Source organism: Pantoea sp. NGS-ED-1003 (assembly GCF_000738765.1).
GTDB classification, from domain to species: Bacteria; Pseudomonadota; Gammaproteobacteria; order Enterobacterales; family Enterobacteriaceae; genus Pantoea; species Pantoea septica.
Map to the genome: position 1 here is coordinate 1 of NZ_JPQA01000005.1, position 13,161 is coordinate 13,161.

At 52.4% G+C, this 13,161-nt stretch carries 29 protein-coding genes; 14 read left to right on the plus strand and 15 right to left on the minus strand.

Translation table 11 applies throughout. The features are described 5' to 3' along the window. The 15 genes from JS46_RS10885 to JS46_RS10930 all read right to left on the minus strand — a co-directional run. The coding region (locus tag JS46_RS10885; protein ID WP_072010401.1) for a recombination protein NinG at positions 1-497 on the minus strand (497 nt) is incomplete at its 3' end. 448 nt (positions 498-945) lie between these two features. After that, on the minus strand, positions 946-1,200 hold the full coding sequence (locus tag JS46_RS24360; protein WP_033750818.1) for a hypothetical protein: 255 nt from the start codon (positions 1,198-1,200) through the stop codon (positions 946-948). Continuing rightward, positions 1,197-1,367: a NinE family protein gene (locus tag JS46_RS24160; protein WP_152560692.1), complete on the minus strand. Its 171-nt coding sequence runs from the start codon at positions 1,365-1,367 to the stop codon at positions 1,197-1,199. The genes JS46_RS24360 and JS46_RS24160 overlap by 4 nt, the downstream gene beginning before the upstream one ends. Next, positions 1,337-1,639 (minus strand): hypothetical protein, encoded by a 303-nt coding sequence (locus JS46_RS24165; RefSeq protein WP_152560693.1) that lies wholly within the window; start codon positions 1,637-1,639, stop codon positions 1,337-1,339. The genes JS46_RS24160 and JS46_RS24165 overlap by 31 nt, the downstream gene beginning before the upstream one ends. Next, positions 1,636-2,070 (minus strand): recombination protein NinB, encoded by a 435-nt coding sequence (locus JS46_RS10900; protein ID WP_033750821.1) that lies wholly within the window; start codon positions 2,068-2,070, stop codon positions 1,636-1,638. Before JS46_RS10900 ends, JS46_RS24165 begins: the two co-directional genes overlap by 4 nt. Further along, positions 2,039-2,239 (minus strand): hypothetical protein, encoded by a 201-nt coding sequence (locus tag JS46_RS10905; RefSeq protein ID WP_033750824.1) that lies wholly within the window; start codon positions 2,237-2,239, stop codon positions 2,039-2,041. The genes JS46_RS10900 and JS46_RS10905 overlap by 32 nt, the downstream gene beginning before the upstream one ends. Continuing rightward, positions 2,236-2,436, minus strand: coding sequence for a protein NinD (gene ninD, locus JS46_RS24170; protein ID WP_369799160.1), 201 nt, complete (start codon positions 2,434-2,436; stop codon positions 2,236-2,238). The genes JS46_RS10905 and ninD overlap by 4 nt, the downstream gene beginning before the upstream one ends. After that, the gene (locus JS46_RS24365) at positions 2,400-2,564 is read right to left on the minus strand and encodes a hypothetical protein (RefSeq protein ID WP_160173331.1); all 165 of its coding nucleotides are present in this window, start codon (positions 2,562-2,564) and stop codon (positions 2,400-2,402) included. The genes ninD and JS46_RS24365 overlap by 37 nt, the downstream gene beginning before the upstream one ends. Next, entirely contained in the window at positions 2,561-2,740 is a 180-nt protein-coding gene (locus tag JS46_RS23375) for a DUF551 domain-containing protein (protein ID WP_072010430.1), read from the minus strand. The genes JS46_RS24365 and JS46_RS23375 overlap by 4 nt, the downstream gene beginning before the upstream one ends. Continuing rightward, a complete protein-coding gene (locus JS46_RS10910; RefSeq protein WP_033750826.1) occupies positions 2,737-3,096 on the minus strand; it encodes a hypothetical protein in 360 nt (119 codons plus the stop codon). Before JS46_RS10910 ends, JS46_RS23375 begins: the two co-directional genes overlap by 4 nt. Then, positions 3,096-4,979 (minus strand): toprim domain-containing protein, encoded by a 1,884-nt coding sequence (locus JS46_RS10915; protein WP_033750829.1) that lies wholly within the window; start codon positions 4,977-4,979, stop codon positions 3,096-3,098. Before JS46_RS10915 ends, JS46_RS10910 begins: the two co-directional genes overlap by 1 nt. Positions 4,980-5,087: 108 nt before the next feature. Continuing rightward, positions 5,088-5,951, minus strand: coding sequence for a replication protein (locus JS46_RS10920; protein ID WP_033750832.1), 864 nt, complete (start codon positions 5,949-5,951; stop codon positions 5,088-5,090). Then, complete coding sequence (locus tag JS46_RS24370; protein WP_160173332.1) at positions 5,948-6,091, minus strand: hypothetical protein; 144 nt, start codon at positions 6,089-6,091, stop codon at positions 5,948-5,950. The genes JS46_RS10920 and JS46_RS24370 overlap by 4 nt, the downstream gene beginning before the upstream one ends. Before the next feature lie 20 nt (positions 6,092-6,111). Next, positions 6,112-6,405 carry a CII family transcriptional regulator gene (locus JS46_RS10925; protein WP_033750835.1) on the minus strand — a complete coding sequence of 98 codons (294 nt, stop codon included), beginning with the start codon at positions 6,403-6,405 and terminating at the stop codon, positions 6,112-6,114. Positions 6,406-6,516: 111 nt separating this feature from the next. Continuing rightward, the gene (locus tag JS46_RS10930) at positions 6,517-6,747 is read right to left on the minus strand and encodes a YdaS family helix-turn-helix protein (RefSeq protein WP_033750837.1); all 231 of its coding nucleotides are present in this window, start codon (positions 6,745-6,747) and stop codon (positions 6,517-6,519) included. A gap of 108 nt (positions 6,748-6,855) precedes the next feature. Between JS46_RS10930 and JS46_RS10935 the strand changes: the two genes are divergently transcribed. The 14 genes from JS46_RS10935 to JS46_RS10985 all read left to right on the plus strand — a co-directional run bounded on the left by JS46_RS10935 (position 6,856) and on the right by JS46_RS10985 (position 13,080). Beyond that, the gene (locus JS46_RS10935; RefSeq protein WP_081876064.1) at positions 6,856-7,530 is read left to right on the plus strand and encodes a LexA family transcriptional regulator; all 675 of its coding nucleotides are present in this window, start codon (positions 6,856-6,858) and stop codon (positions 7,528-7,530) included. 382 nt (positions 7,531-7,912) lie between these two features. Then, complete coding sequence (locus tag JS46_RS10940; RefSeq protein ID WP_051905615.1) at positions 7,913-8,161, plus strand: hypothetical protein; 249 nt, start codon at positions 7,913-7,915, stop codon at positions 8,159-8,161. Between the two features lie 9 nt (positions 8,162-8,170). After that, positions 8,171-8,422, plus strand: coding sequence for a hypothetical protein (locus JS46_RS24175; RefSeq protein ID WP_152560696.1), 252 nt, complete (start codon positions 8,171-8,173; stop codon positions 8,420-8,422). Positions 8,423-8,483: 61 nt separating this feature from the next. Continuing rightward, entirely contained in the window at positions 8,484-8,975 is a 492-nt protein-coding gene (locus JS46_RS10945) for a hypothetical protein (RefSeq protein ID WP_033750841.1), read from the plus strand. A gap of 101 nt (positions 8,976-9,076) precedes the next feature. Then, positions 9,077-9,313, plus strand: a complete 237-nt coding sequence (locus JS46_RS10950) for a hypothetical protein (protein ID WP_033750843.1) — start codon at positions 9,077-9,079, stop codon at positions 9,311-9,313. A gap of 19 nt (positions 9,314-9,332) precedes the next feature. Continuing rightward, positions 9,333-9,551 carry a hypothetical protein gene (locus tag JS46_RS10955; protein WP_152560697.1) on the plus strand — a complete coding sequence of 73 codons (219 nt, stop codon included), beginning with the start codon at positions 9,333-9,335 and terminating at the stop codon, positions 9,549-9,551. 148 nt (positions 9,552-9,699) lie between these two features. Further along, complete coding sequence (locus JS46_RS24180) at positions 9,700-9,837, plus strand: protease FtsH-inhibitory lysogeny factor CIII (RefSeq protein ID WP_152560698.1); 138 nt, start codon at positions 9,700-9,702, stop codon at positions 9,835-9,837. Between the two features lie 106 nt (positions 9,838-9,943). Next, positions 9,944-10,138 carry a hypothetical protein gene (locus JS46_RS10960; RefSeq protein WP_033750849.1) on the plus strand — a complete coding sequence of 65 codons (195 nt, stop codon included), beginning with the start codon at positions 9,944-9,946 and terminating at the stop codon, positions 10,136-10,138. Beyond that, positions 10,135-10,290 (plus strand): hypothetical protein, encoded by a 156-nt coding sequence (locus tag JS46_RS24375; protein WP_160173333.1) that lies wholly within the window; start codon positions 10,135-10,137, stop codon positions 10,288-10,290. The genes JS46_RS10960 and JS46_RS24375 overlap by 4 nt, the downstream gene beginning before the upstream one ends. 14 nt (positions 10,291-10,304) lie before the next feature. Further along, positions 10,305-11,177: an ATP-binding protein gene (locus tag JS46_RS10965; RefSeq protein ID WP_033750852.1), complete on the plus strand. Its 873-nt coding sequence runs from the start codon at positions 10,305-10,307 to the stop codon at positions 11,175-11,177. After that, positions 11,177-11,668 carry an HNH endonuclease gene (locus JS46_RS10970; protein WP_033750854.1) on the plus strand — a complete coding sequence of 164 codons (492 nt, stop codon included), beginning with the start codon at positions 11,177-11,179 and terminating at the stop codon, positions 11,666-11,668. The genes JS46_RS10965 and JS46_RS10970 overlap by 1 nt, the downstream gene beginning before the upstream one ends. After that, positions 11,668-12,138: a single-stranded DNA-binding protein gene (gene ssb, locus JS46_RS10975; protein WP_033750856.1), complete on the plus strand. Its 471-nt coding sequence runs from the start codon at positions 11,668-11,670 to the stop codon at positions 12,136-12,138. Before JS46_RS10970 ends, ssb begins: the two co-directional genes overlap by 1 nt. Positions 12,139-12,161: 23 nt before the next feature. Continuing rightward, on the plus strand, positions 12,162-12,470 hold the full coding sequence (locus JS46_RS10980) for a hypothetical protein (protein ID WP_033750859.1): 309 nt from the start codon (positions 12,162-12,164) through the stop codon (positions 12,468-12,470). Between the two features lie 49 nt (positions 12,471-12,519). Then, positions 12,520-13,080, plus strand: a complete 561-nt coding sequence (locus JS46_RS10985) for a hypothetical protein (RefSeq protein ID WP_033750861.1) — start codon at positions 12,520-12,522, stop codon at positions 13,078-13,080. Positions 13,081-13,161 lie beyond the last annotated feature (81 nt).

Below are 13,161 nucleotides of genomic sequence, written 5' to 3' on the forward strand. Positions count from 1 at the left end.
CGGGTGTATCGGTGAGGTTCGTTGTTTGATTCGAGCGCCAGAACGCGCTGAAGGCCGATTTTGGTGATGAGATTGATGCGGTACTGCTGCTGATTGCCGGATAGCTGGACATTACATCGATGACACTGTTTTGAAATATTATCTTCGTGATACCGGAGGTGTGATGCCTTGCCTCTTGACCGGTAGTGCCCTGCCTCCCACTGAACCGTTTCCCACGTCCCGCAACTGATGCACGGAAGCTCTCTGTCTCTTTCCCTGATGTAGTCATTCACTACGCGCTGTGTCATATCCTCCCAGTGCTTTAAGGGCTTGGCTTCAGCTTTCCGGTTGCGCCAGGCTAACCTCTCTGCCTTCTCGCGCTTTTGCGCTTCAGCTTGTTTGCCAAAGATAATTGAGCATTGGACGCCACAGACTTTCTGGAGAGAACTTCGAGGGGTGTATTCGGTAGAGCAGATTGGGCAGGTCTTCGGCTTCGGCGGCTTAATGCCTTTAGCCATGCCTCCCCCTAAATTTATTTACATCCCATATCCACACCTGAAGGGCCATTGAAAGGTATGAGGGAAGCCGCTTGTATCGCTCAAAGTCATCGTCAATCATCTTCACCCTGACTCGATAGACCCACTCAACTCTCCATAGCCATGCTGCGGAGGCAAGTAGTATTAGAATTGCGTCAGCCATCATTCTCTCCTGTCATTGTGAAATTTGGGTGTAACATCGTCCACAGGTCGAGACATGAGGTGCATGCGTAGACTTCGGCATCCAGCAGCTGAACAGAGCAACCAGCGCACACAGAAGCAGATGGCTCGCCAGCGCCAGTAGGCGGATTTGATTGGCTGGTCTCTTTCATGGTCTTCCCATTTGAGGTCGGTTTCACAAGACTCACATGCAATTTCATACCAGTGCTTATCTTCGCTTGTGAGGATTGTGTAGCAGCGGTGGCAGCGTTCACGCATTGGGTTGCCCCTTTTCGTGCTGACGAATGCTGTAAATCGCTTCTCTCAGCTCCTGCTTCTGCTGCTCTGTCCATTCTGATTTCAGGTTTTTACAGACTCGCACAAGGCGCTCTGATTCATCTCTGTCCATCAGCATTAGCTGCCGGCCGCTTTCGAGCCATACATCGACCTGTGTAACCTTTTCGCCATAAAGCTTCTGCGCAGCAAAGGCTGAAAGGTGCAGCAAGGTGTTCCAGAATATTTTCATCGTGCTTTCCTCATTCTGTCAGCCACGGCCCGGCGCAACCGTGCAATGTAATTGCAGGTGGTCACTTCGGATTCGGTCGGGATTTTGTGGCGGCGGCGTTTCTGGCGGGGATACTTCAGTTTGGCGTGTTCACATGCTAAGAAGGTGATGCTAATTTGCCGGCGCATGTCCACCTCTCACCCTGTTCAGCAGGCTCTGGATCCGCCATGTTGGGGTTAACGCCGAAGCCTCCTGGCGTTGCTCCAGCGCGATATTTGCAATCGCTGTAGCTGATGTGAGACTTCACAATGTGATGACCGCCCGTAAGGGTGTGCAATACGGTTAGCACGTCCTTTCTGCTTGCACATGCAGAGCGGGAAACCCGGTCAAGGATTTCCGTTGTGCCGTGCCATTTCCCGTCTGCCAGAACTTTGTGAATTTCTTCTTTGATTTTGCTCATGCTGCTCTCCCGAACCTGTTAGCCCACTCTGCAGCGCGCGCGGATTCATCGCTGAATCGAACGTTCTGCTCTGCGCCGAAGGCGTGAATAATAGTGATGAGGTCGCGCATCTCGCTGACGCGCATCTTGCTTGTTGACTGACCGAGGACTACAAAGCCGCCGTTGATGCCGGGCACGGTTTCCTGCTGCTTGAGTGCAGCGCTGAAAACGTGCTTCCACGACTCCGAATCCATCTTTCGCCCGTACCACACCACCTGTTGCGAAATGTCATGCAGACAGCTCCAGAGCATTCGATTCTGCGCTAGTGAGCGGGTGTCTTCCTGGATGGTTATCTGCAGAGGTCTGTCGGTATCGGCGGGGAGTTGCTGGATGGCTTCAATGCAGTTTCTTCGGATGCGGTCATCCCGCAGGAGGAATGTTGTCTTCTCCATTCTGCTTGTCTCTCTTCAGTGCGTCGCTGAGTAGCTTCCTGATGCCCGCAGGCATGCACATTGAGTTCGGATAGCGGTTGACGAAGCGACTGATGTCACTTGCCAGCTTATCCAGCTCGGTTTCGGATATGAGGTGCTCAGGACGCTTTAGGGGGATTACGTTGTTCATGACTTTCTCCGGTGTTCATCTGTTTCCGGGATCGGGAATTGGCCGACAGGTGAGCCTTCGCAGCGAATGCACCACTTATTCCACCAGGATTGCCCTTCACGGTATCGCTCAGGTGGCTTCTTCACCCCGCAGCGGTCACATCGGTAATGCGGCTCATGACTCATGCTTCCTCCTGCTTGCTGCGGGCTAGCCAGCATTGCCAGTGAAATTGCGTTGAAATACGCTCATATCTCTCTTCATCATCGAGATGGCGATAGGTATCCATCCCAGCGCTACGGGCCCAGCGCTCAAACTTCTGCCGCTCCAGCTCATTTTTGTCGCTCATAATTCCTCCGGTGGTTCAGGGAGTGGCTGCCAGTGGGTGATTGACTCAGGCTTTAAAATGGTGAACCAGCCATTGAAGCAGGGTGCTGCGGTAACGTATCGCCCATTCCAGACGAGAACCACGGGGCCATCGCTCGACGCTGGCAGTCTGTCACTGCATTTAATCCATCCGCTCATCCTCCCTCTCCTCGCTCGCGTTCCTGCTGCTCCAGTACCCTGTATGCGACGATGTCACCAGGATGGGGTGCATAATTTCTCCATCTCATCGTTTTGGCAGGGCCGGTCATGCGGTTGCCGCTATGCATGCGAGCTTCAACCATCACCTCATTCCCAACTGGAGGTAGCGCAACCTCTCCGCTCCAGTAAATCCATACAGGCTCATCCTTCTCCTGCTGCTCCAGCACTGGCAGGGCTATCTCTAAGGCTTGTAGGTACTTCTCTTCCCTCATGCTCAGTCCTACATGCGGGTTTGCCTGATGCTCACGCAGATGGCCAATGTCCATGCGCGCCACTTCAGCGGTTAGCTTGTTCATTATGCATACTCCGTGACATTTTCACTCGCCCAGGTCTGGTCGTACTCGTCGGCCGGCATGTTGGCGATATAGTTGTAAGGTGTCGCGCCGTCCATGGTCAGGAACTGGTGCGACTGCTCGTGCAGGTAAAGCGGAATGCCACCCTCCCATCCCTCTCCGTTACGCTGTTTTTCAAGCATCAGGACAGATGCGGATGTTGCCAGAGCGGCCTGCTCTTTCTCGTTCAGCGGTTCTCCAGCATGTTGTTTCTGGATAGCTCGCTCTCGGATTTTGTTGCGCCAGATGATGAACAGGTTGTCGGTGAGGTCGGTGATGGCGCCGGTGCCTTTCACGTCCATCTTGCCAGTAGGCTTCTCTTCGCTGTCCGACTTTCTGCTGTGCGTCACCATGATGACGTGGCTGTTGGTGCGGTTCTTGAAGTCACATACGGCGTCTACAAACGCCTTCTGCCCGTTGTAATCGTCGTCACCAATGCCGCACTTCATCAGGCTGTCGATGATGAACAGCTGAATACCGTAGCGCCGGTTGGCGTACTCGAAGATTTCCAGAAGGCGATCTGCTTTCGCCGTTCCCGTCAGGCCAAACAGCCAAAGCCGGTCGTCGTAGAAGTTGAATGCCGAGTCGATTTCCATCTGCGGTGGCAGCTTCAGGCAGGTAGCCTGTCTTGTCAGTCGCTTCAGTAATGCTCCCGGTTTAAGCTCCAGAGACGCAACGCAGGAACGAACACCCTGTCGCATAGCCTCGAGTACCATATGCCCCACGACTTCGGTTTTACCGTGCCCGTTCACCCCATTCACGATGGTCAGTTCGGCTTCACGGAATGCGAAGTTGTGATTTAGCGTCTCCCATGGGCTGCGGAACATGCACTGCTCTTTGCCGTAGAAAGCGTTGATGGTGTCCTGATAGAACTCGCGGGCGCTATACAACTCTTCTGGATCGAAGTAAGCAGCGCGCTCCAGCACGTCGATTACCTGATCGCTTGTCATCCCGGCCTGCAGGCACTCGTTGATGTCTTTGTGTGGCAGATTAACCAGCCGGCAGCGGTGCTCGCCGAGGCGGGATGCGATTTCCTTCGCTGCAGCCTGGCCGACTTCATCGGAGTCCATGGAGATCCAGATTTCGTCGAAGCGGTCGAGGTTGTGATACTCAAACTCAATCCACTGCTGCTTGGCTCCCTTGCCACCGCCGAACGGGACAGAAAGCGCCGGAAGGCCGTACTGGTAGTACGTCATGCAGTCGATTTCTCCTTCGCAGATAACTACCAGGCGGATGTTTTTAGGCATTGCCTGCCATCCGAACAGGCACGGCTCGCACTCGCCTTCGGCCATGATGACCTTCTTGCCGTTAGGCCTCTCGGTACTTATGCGCTTGACCTGCAACAGCTCACCATCGCGCTTGTACGGGAACGCCAGAGCATCCAGCTCGCGCTCGCCATTCCATACTTTCGCCGCGGCGACTTCAAACGCCTTTGCCGTCTCTGCGGTGATGCCGCGAGATGCCAGGTATTCGAGGTGCTTTTCGGTTTTGGTGAGGTACTTGCTGATTTTCTTGCGGTCGGGGCGGGCGAACTTTTTCTGTTGCTTTGCTGAGAAGTGGTGGTCGTCGTCTTTGATGCCGAGGAACTCTTTGGCTTCTGTCATCGCCTGGTGCAACCCGCAGTCTTTCACGGCTACCCACAGGTCGAGGAGGTCACCACCGCTTCCTTCAGCGAAGTCCTGCCAGACTTTCTTGCCTGCCAGATTCACCTTCAGGCTCTGGCCCTTTTCCCCGTTAACGCTTCCTGCTACCCACTCATGCGATTCTTTTTTGCCGTTCGGCAACAGGTATTTCGCTACCCTGTCGACATGGTTCCAGAGCATGTCACTCAGTTCGGATGGAGTCATACGGCCCTCAAATGAAGTTTCTCAAACCAGTACCGGACAAACGCTTCGCTCAACAGGCCGTGGTTATATCCGGCAATCAGCAATGATTTAATCCGTGGCTTCATGTGATCACCTGTCGAAGAACACGTAACCAGACTTGGAAACCGTGATTGCTGATTTGACCGAGCTTGAGGTTGCAGCTGCTGGCTTATCGTCCTGCCAGCGACTGCCGTTGAGGTAGGTTGCAGGATGCAGGTTATCGAAACCGAACTGCTTACCCTGACGGCTGGCGATATCCTCTGCCAGCATCTGAGCGAACTGCTCCGGAGTTCCGCCTGACTCTTTCCGCCACTCCTGATACTTCGACCTGAAAGCTGACATAGCCTTCTGCTTGCCCTTTTTGACCATGCCTGCACACCAGAAGATTTTCTCGAATGCTTCGTCGGCGGCCTGATTCTTTCCTGCAGGCTTATCGGCCTTTTCGCATGTCGACCGAACCTGTTCGGGCAAAGTGTTTTTATTGTCTTTCTTGTCTTTTGTAATATTGTCTTTTGTGGTTACCCGATTCGGGTAAGAGCGATTACCTGATTCGGGTAAAGGTTCCTTACCTGATTCGGGTAAACTCACCTGATTCGGGTGAGCTGGTTTTTCCCAGTCTCCGATGACCTTGTTAATGCCAGTCAGCCTGCCGTTCTGGCTTAGGATATTGCGCTTAACGAGAGCGCTTTTCGCTGCTGAGCATTTGTGTGGCAACATCCCTGTCAGCTGTGACAGCTGCTCGTTGCTGATCCAGTCAACCTTCTTGTTGAAGCCGTATGTTTTGCGCATGACGGCCATGAATACCAGAAGCTGATGTTGGGTTAATCCTGCAAGCATGACGGCTTCGAGGAGTTCATTGGCGATGCGCGTGAATCCATCTTCAATATCTGCCACGCGACGCTCTCTTGCCTCGATGTGAGGCGTTAGATCATGTACTTCAGCCAGATTGCTCATTGCCCTTTCCCCTTCGCTTTAGCCTCTTCCAGAATGTGCTTCAGCTTCTCAGCTACCGTCGGGTTAAAGCCTTTGCAGAACTCGATGCGGGCAAGGTTTTTGCGCATATCTGCCTGGTAAACTGTGTGTTTCTTTGGCATAATAACTCCATTGAATTTGTTCAGAATTCGATAGTGATTTGAGAAGCCTCAACTGTTCGCGCAGTTGGGGCTTTTTGCTTTTTAGGCATCACAGCTTCTACAGCCTGCCTTGCCACTTCCCTGATTAAGCTCGTCTCCCATACTTTCTCCAGAAGAACGAACGTCACGGCCATGTCGTGAATGTTTAACCGGCTGACTTTTGAATCAGCCCAGCCAGCCATCTTTGCGAAGTTCGTCTGCCCCATCGTTACCAGGCGGGAACGTAATTCGCTTTCCACTTCACGAATCCTTTTGCTGTGTTTTGCTGTGTGCATGTTGGATAATTTCCTTGTTGGTTAATTGATTGCGTGACATTGCGGTGAGCAAGTCACTTGGGTTTTCCCTGGTATTCCGAGGGAGGTCAGATTGATAAAGAGCGGTGGTGCTTAAGCGGCCTGCAACTCAGGCCAAATGCACGTCCAATCACTTGGATGAAGGTGCTTGCGAGTAACTTCGCCAGAGCTTGCTTTCTCGATCAGGACGCAAAGTGCTGCGCCCAGTTCGTGATTTTTACTAAGTGCCTTTCGGAGGTAACCGATAGAAGTGCCGCACTTAGTTGCAAAATCTTTTTGTTCATCCAGTGAAAGGCTGTTGAGATAGATTCGTAATTCGTTCATCTCGGTTCCTTGTTTACCTTCACATAGATATAGTTTACCTACAGGTAAGTATTTTAGCAATACCTGCGGGTTATTTACCAAAGGGTAAAGCTGATTAAAATGCTCGCCATGGACAAATACGAGAAAAGGCGCCTGCGCCTAATACAGATACGTGATGATTTTTGCGGTGGAAAAGCCGTGGAGGTTGCACGAAAGATAGAACGTGAGCCGTCATACGTTTCTCGCATGCTTTACGAAGAAGGCAAGAAAGGTAAAAAACGGATCGCGGATGATATGGTAGAGATTATTGAAAAGGCATTCTCTCTACCGCGTGGCTGGATGGATGATATATCTGCAGATGGCCGTGGTAACACCTCATACGTGGGTACACACGAACCTAAAGGAGCTTTCCCTGTGATAAGTTGGGTCAGCGCAGGACAATGGATGGAAGCCATCGAGCCATATCACCGCAAAGCCATTGATCGCTGGTATGAAACTACGGTGCAGTGCTCGGAGAACTCATTCTGGCTAGACGTTAAGGGGGATTCTATGACCTCGCCTGTTGGCCTGAGCATCCCCGAAGGGACGATGATACTTGTTGATCCTGAGGCTGAAGCCAAAAATGGGAAGCTGGTTGTTGCCAAGCTGGATAGCGAGAACGAAGCCACCTTTAAGAAGCTTGTTATTGATGCCGGGCGTAAGTTCCTGAAGCCACTTAATCCTCAGTATCCAATGACTGAAGTCGATGGTAATTGCAGAGTGATCGGCGTTGTGGTCGATGCGAAGATAACAAACCTACCTTAAATCGCACTTTCCCCGCGACAGACGAAACCAACCGGCCACTGTGCCGGTTTTTTTTCGTCTGAATATCAAAAAACATCAAAATAAATTACCTGAAAATTCAAGCGGGTAAACTTTTGCGCTTATTTTGTTTACCTATGGGTATAGACATTAAATTTACCCTGAGGTAATGTTTATCTCAACGACGCAGGACGCGACGAGAAACAAAACAGGATGTTTGCTCTTTAACAATATGACCCTGTGAATACACAGGCCGAGGCGAGTGCTTTGGGCAAGAGATAGGTGGAGCTTACGCCAGTCAGGACGGTGGACCTGAGAAGCCTATTAAGTTCGGAAACGTCACGGGTTCTGGCTCTTGCACCCAAGCACTCATCGAGGAATACCCATGAACAGAAATCAACGCCGTATGGCGGCCTACAACGCGAAGAAAGCAGCAGAGGCTACCGACGCAAGCCGCTTCAGTAAAAAGCTCACTGTGGCGCTTTCAGGCTGCAGCTTAAACGTAGCCCGCGCTACATCAGCTCCTAGTCTGCGTGAGAAGCATGAGAGCACAGCGATGTGCTTACCGCAGGTCGCGCTTTATCAGGCGGGTCACCGCAAGGTTCGCAAAGACGCAGCGCACATCATTAAGTGAGGGGTATCTATGCCTAATCCATTAACTCTGGGGTTCTCCCCATTAAGCGGAAAGATTTATGCAGGGCGCAGTAAGCCAGTTAAGGGTGCTGCGCCGGGTGTGCGCCAATTCACCGGTGACAAAGTAGATGTAACGGATGATGCGCTGGGGTGCGTTGCTGACAAGCTTCTTAAGGATGGCAAGCCGGTGCGATGGGATTTGGGTGACGGAAAAATTTTGACGCTAAGCGCGACGATAACAGAACCAGAACAGGCTGCCTAATCGGCGGCTTTTTTTATTGGCTATCGCAAATCTAAAGACATCGTAACGGCGAGATAAAGGCATGAGTAAGCGACTTGAGATTTTGAAAGCCTCTCTCGCTAAGAAAGAGGCGCGGTTTGATGAGCGACTGCAAAACCACTTCGACACCGTAGCTCAGGCAAATGGACAGCCGCTAAACGACAAGCGCAATGGCCGCGCAACGCTAAATAAGTGGGATAAGCAGAGCGATGGACTGAGAGCGCTGCAGGACAGCATCCAACGCACTAAGGATGCAATCGAGCGTGAAGAAATAAAGATTGCGAACGTAAGCCTGATTGAGCTACCCGCCTATCTTCAGCAAGCGATTGATGATGGCCTGATTACTCAGTGGCGAAAGCACCCGAGGTTCTTCTTTGTGGTTGGCGTAAACAGTGCGCGAATCGTGCTCGATGAAGATACCGGAATCATCGGGCATCGCTACCTGAGCAAGGTATCAAAAGACGAATGCCCAATATTCCGGGACGTATTCAACAAGCTGAACCGGCAGTGCCGGGAATCACAACAGGCTGCCTAACCGCAGCCTTTTTACTGGAGCCCACCATGAGCAACACAGACTGGATTATCTGCTGGATAGTCACCGCTGGTCTCATGGTGGCGGGTTATTTAGGAGGGTGAATGAGTAAAGACACAGGCGGGTGTGCGTTTCCTTTTGTGCCAAATGACGGCACCGAATGGAACCAGGTTGAATTCGGGATGACGCTTCGTGACTACTTCGCAGCTAAGGCAATGCAGGGGGTATTTTCTTCAGGTTGTGGAATTAACATTGGCCCAAGCCATAGCGAGGAAATGGATGGCCTGGCAAAGACGTTTTATTTAATGGCTGACGCAATGCTTCGCGCTCGGGGCCAGTAACCACTACAGGAGAGAGAGGATGAACCTAACAATCGCGCAGATTTATGAACTTGCCCAGTTTGCTGGCTTGGCTTGCGTGTCGCCAGAAGAGTGTGATGTGGATGGAGAAACAGAGCTATCCATTGATAGCGGAGTTATCCAGGGGGATGGCGGCGAAGTGGATTACGAAGGTTTGCGAGCCTGCTTTTCTGAATACCCCGAAGAAGGTTACATCCCGCTGGCGCCTCACTCTAAATAACACCGCAGAGGCGATTCACTGAGTCGCTTCGACGGTTCTAGTCACCAACGCCTTTAGAGGGCTTGAAATAACCAGACCGTAACACTACTCGGCTCGCTTCGGCGGGCCATTTTTTTGACACCAACATAAACGAATTAAGGAACCCACGATGAACTATGCCATCGCGGGCGGTGCCGTCGTGGGCTCCGCTCAGTTTGATGAATCACTGTTAGACGTTATCACTCGCCGCCTCCGCACTGGCTGGCGCTCATTTGTAGACACCCTGAATCAGAGAGGCCAGCCATGAAGCCTAATCACTTCAAAAAAGCACAGGAGCTTTCACGCGAAGCCGTCCTGTTCAGTAACGCCGCCAAATGGGCGATGGCAATGAAGCTGCTGAGGAGTGCGTTTCGATGAAGCTGAAACTCGAGTGCGGCGAGGTCAAGACTCGCGCCGGTTATCGCCCCGGCATGATGGTTATCGAAGCTGATGAAGTATCTCTGCTCGACTTCAACGGCAAGCAGCTACTCAACCAGATGGACATCAAAGACGTCATGGAGTGGCTTACAGAGCAGGGTTACACGATTCATCAGGAGATAGCAGCATGATTGACCCGGATATGTATTTCATCGAGATGATGAAAGCCATCTTAGAGCCTGTACTCGACCAGATGACACCAGAGCAAGCCGCACAGGACGCGATTGCTGATTACCGTACGGAGCAACAACAGAACCGCATCGACTGGTGCGCCCATAACTGACACTGAGGTGTGAGATGAAATTTGAAAAAGCCATGAGGAAGAAAGCCAGGCTACGGCTGGCACTTACCGGGCCAAGTGGTTCAGGGAAGACTTACAGCGCACTGCTAGTAGCGAAAGGAATCGGCGGACGTATTGCTGTTATCGACACGGAGAAAGGCAGCGCATCGCTCTACTCTGATGTTGCGGAGTTCGATGTTCTGGAGCTCGACCCGCCATTCAGTCCGGAGCGCTTTATCGAGGCTATCAGCGCTGCTGAGCAGGCCGGATATGACAGCCTCATTATCGACAGCATCACCCATGAATGGGGTGGTGTAGGCGGCTGTCTGGAGCTCGTCGATACCATCGCTAAAACGAAGTACCGCGGCAATTCATGGTCAGCCTGGAGCGACATTAACCCGCGTCACCGTGCCTTTCTGGATGCGATTCTGCGCTCTTCAATGCATATCATCGCCACCATGCGCAGCAAGACGGAAACGGCGCAGGTTGAGGAGAACGGCCGCAAGAAGGTCGCCAAGCTCGGCATGAAGTCAGAGCAGCGTGATGGCGTCGAATACGAATTCACCACCGTGCTCGATATCGGTCATGAAACGCATCATGCGATCGCCAGCAAGGACAGGACGAAGTTGTTCAGTAATGCCGACCCGGTGGTTCTCAGCGAGCAGACTGGCAAGCAGCTGCTGCACTGGCTGGAGTCTGGCGCCAATCCTGCAGAAGAGTCGCTGAAGGTATTTACGCAGTCCGCGGCAGAAGTCGAGAACCTTGACGGCCTTAAGGCGCTTTTCGAAGAAGCATGGCGCACCCTGCGCGGCACCGAATATCAGGCTAAGGCCAAAGAGATTTATGACATCCGCAAAGCGGAACTTGAGCAGAAAAGCGAGGCAGCATAATGGCAGAAAGCCCAATCAGCGCTGAGCAGCAGGAGTTTTTCTGGAGCAAGGTTAAGAAAGGGAGCGCATCGGAATGCTGGAACTGGCAGGGAGCCAAGAAGCCAAAGGGTTATGGCAACGTAAGGATAAACGGTAAATACCTTTTGGCACATCGTGTTTCATGGGAATTAGCGAACTTCCCAATACCAGAAGGTTTCTTCGTCTGCCATGCCTGCGATAACCCATCCTGCTGCAATCCTTCTCATCTTCTCTTAGGTAATGCTCGCGCAAACTTTACAGACATGGTGAGTAAAGGAAGGCAAGAGTTTGCAAAGAACAAGGCGATCGGATCCAGAAACGTCAACGCGAAATTAACCTGGGATCAGGTCTGTGAAATACGCAGCCTACATAGTCGCGGAGGTGTTACTGCCAAAAAGATTGCAAGCGACTTTGGCGTCACACCATCAAACATTCTCAGCATCATTCACTTCAAAACAAGGAGGACTGCCTAATGGCAGGAATCAATAAGGTCATCATTATCGGAAATCTGGGGCAGGACCCAGAAATCAGATACACCGCATCAGGTTCAGCAGTGGCGAACTTGTCTGTAGGGGTCAGTGAGCAATGGAAGGATAAGACCACTGGGGAGAAGAAGCAGCACACAGAATGGATGCGCGTAGTCATCTTCGGAAAGCTGGCAGAGGTGGCTGGCGAGTACCTGCGTAAGGGCTCGCAGGTTTACATCGAAGGCCAGCTGCGCACACGGAAGTGGCAGGCGCAGGACGGCTCTGAGAAGTACACCACTGAGATAGTCGTCAACGTTGGCGGAACGCTGCAGATGCTCGGCGGCAAGCAGGAAGGTGGTCAGGGAAACCGACCGCAAACAAATCAGCAGCAGCGACCGCAGCAGCAGGCTGGGCCATCTACTCCACCGGCAAACAATGAGCCTCCTATGGAATGGGATGACGCTCCACCCTTCTAACATTTACCAATAAGGCACCGACCATGAACCTCACCGAAACTTCGGCGGACTCTGCACGCCCTGATGAAACGCAATCACAGCGTCTGCATCGGCTCGCTATGCAGGACGCACAGCAGCAGATTGCCGCCCGGTACGGTGAGCGGTGCCGGATTGAATCACGCACGAAGGAATCACTGGAGACACGGCGCAGGGGGCGCGCCACGAAGGAATACGCACGACTGGCAGCCTTCTATCCGCAGCTGCCACGCATCATCGTGACGAAGCCTGATGTTGTCTGGAATGACTATCAGACAGAGCTGCGCGGACGCTTTGGTGCCGTGGTGCAGGACTAACTATTTTCGCCGCGGCATTGAGCCTGACAGCGGCATAAGGGGTAAGAGAATGAGTGAAGAAGAGAAGCAGGCGCTGACAGGTCTCTGCAAGATTGAGATTAAGCGCTGGAAGCAGGCATCAGAATCGAATCCTGACATGCGTTACATGGTCGAATTGATGGAGGTGGCGCTTGCCACTCTGAATGCGCCTCCAGATGACTGGCAGCAGCGCGCAGAAGCAGCAGAGACGAAACTGGCAGAGCTGGAGAATCAGGAGCCTTTTGCATGGGTTCTCAAAGATGCCCACCGAGAAACCAGTCATGTCGAGCGAAACAAGCAGGTGGCTGACTTGTTTTCGGTGTTTAAAGGCAATCAGGTTACGCCACTCTTCGTCCGCCCCGCGCCCGCCGTCAGCCTGGCGGAGCTGGTGCAAGAAGGCTGGAAGCTGGTACCGGTTGAACCAACGCAGGAGATGAAAGGTCAGCGCCATACGCTTGCCGATGCTGATTGCCCGGAATGCGGTAAGAATTTCGGCGTGGACGTTACCTTTAATATTGTCTACTCATGGGAAGATATGCTGGAGGCGGCACCACTACCAGACTTACTGTGCAACATTGATGAGGCGAAATGAAAAGCAAAGAGGACATCATGATTCACATCTGGTGGGTGCTTGTGGTGGGTGTTATTGCGTATTTATCCTGGTGGCTTGCAT

Coding starts and splice junctions, on each gene's coding strand:
- JS46_RS24360 (WP_033750818.1), bottom strand. CDS start 1,200: ATGAAAATATTCTGGAACACCTTGCTGCACCTTTCAGCCTTTGCTGCG.
- JS46_RS24160 (WP_152560692.1), bottom strand. CDS start 1,367: ATGCGCCGGCAAATTAGCATCACCTTCTTAGCATGTGAACACGCCAAA.
- JS46_RS24165 (WP_152560693.1), bottom strand. CDS start 1,639: ATGAGCAAAATCAAAGAAGAAATTCACAAAGTTCTGGCAGACGGGAAA.
- JS46_RS10900 (WP_033750821.1), bottom strand. CDS start 2,070: ATGGAGAAGACAACATTCCTCCTGCGGGATGACCGCATCCGAAGAAAC.
- JS46_RS10905 (WP_033750824.1), bottom strand. CDS start 2,239: ATGAACAACGTAATCCCCCTAAAGCGTCCTGAGCACCTCATATCCGAA.
- ninD (WP_369799160.1), bottom strand. CDS start 2,436: ATGCTGGCTAGCCCGCAGCAAGCAGGAGGAAGCATGAGTCATGAGCCG.
- JS46_RS24365 (WP_160173331.1), bottom strand. CDS start 2,564: ATGAGCGACAAAAATGAGCTGGAGCGGCAGAAGTTTGAGCGCTGGGCC.
- JS46_RS23375 (WP_072010430.1), bottom strand. CDS start 2,740: ATGAGCGGATGGATTAAATGCAGTGACAGACTGCCAGCGTCGAGCGAT.
- JS46_RS10910 (WP_033750826.1), bottom strand. CDS start 3,096: ATGAACAAGCTAACCGCTGAAGTGGCGCGCATGGACATTGGCCATCTG.
- JS46_RS10915 (WP_033750829.1), bottom strand. CDS start 4,979: ATGACTCCATCCGAACTGAGTGACATGCTCTGGAACCATGTCGACAGG.
- JS46_RS10920 (WP_033750832.1), bottom strand. CDS start 5,951: ATGAGCAATCTGGCTGAAGTACATGATCTAACGCCTCACATCGAGGCA.
- JS46_RS24370 (WP_160173332.1), bottom strand. CDS start 6,091: ATGCCAAAGAAACACACAGTTTACCAGGCAGATATGCGCAAAAACCTT.
- JS46_RS10925 (WP_033750835.1), bottom strand. CDS start 6,405: ATGCACACAGCAAAACACAGCAAAAGGATTCGTGAAGTGGAAAGCGAA.
- JS46_RS10930 (WP_033750837.1), bottom strand. CDS start 6,747: ATGAACGAATTACGAATCTATCTCAACAGCCTTTCACTGGATGAACAA.
- JS46_RS10935 (WP_081876064.1), top strand. CDS start 6,856: ATGGACAAATACGAGAAAAGGCGCCTGCGCCTAATACAGATACGTGAT.
- JS46_RS10940 (WP_051905615.1), top strand. CDS start 7,913: ATGAACAGAAATCAACGCCGTATGGCGGCCTACAACGCGAAGAAAGCA.
- JS46_RS24175 (WP_152560696.1), top strand. CDS start 8,171: ATGCCTAATCCATTAACTCTGGGGTTCTCCCCATTAAGCGGAAAGATT.
- JS46_RS10945 (WP_033750841.1), top strand. CDS start 8,484: ATGAGTAAGCGACTTGAGATTTTGAAAGCCTCTCTCGCTAAGAAAGAG.
- JS46_RS10950 (WP_033750843.1), top strand. CDS start 9,077: ATGAGTAAAGACACAGGCGGGTGTGCGTTTCCTTTTGTGCCAAATGAC.
- JS46_RS10955 (WP_152560697.1), top strand. CDS start 9,333: ATGAACCTAACAATCGCGCAGATTTATGAACTTGCCCAGTTTGCTGGC.
- JS46_RS24180 (WP_152560698.1), top strand. CDS start 9,700: ATGAACTATGCCATCGCGGGCGGTGCCGTCGTGGGCTCCGCTCAGTTT.
- JS46_RS10960 (WP_033750849.1), top strand. CDS start 9,944: ATGAAGCTGAAACTCGAGTGCGGCGAGGTCAAGACTCGCGCCGGTTAT.
- JS46_RS24375 (WP_160173333.1), top strand. CDS start 10,135: ATGATTGACCCGGATATGTATTTCATCGAGATGATGAAAGCCATCTTA.
- JS46_RS10965 (WP_033750852.1), top strand. CDS start 10,305: ATGAAATTTGAAAAAGCCATGAGGAAGAAAGCCAGGCTACGGCTGGCA.
- JS46_RS10970 (WP_033750854.1), top strand. CDS start 11,177: ATGGCAGAAAGCCCAATCAGCGCTGAGCAGCAGGAGTTTTTCTGGAGC.
- ssb (WP_033750856.1), top strand. CDS start 11,668: ATGGCAGGAATCAATAAGGTCATCATTATCGGAAATCTGGGGCAGGAC.
- JS46_RS10980 (WP_033750859.1), top strand. CDS start 12,162: ATGAACCTCACCGAAACTTCGGCGGACTCTGCACGCCCTGATGAAACG.
- JS46_RS10985 (WP_033750861.1), top strand. CDS start 12,520: ATGAGTGAAGAAGAGAAGCAGGCGCTGACAGGTCTCTGCAAGATTGAG.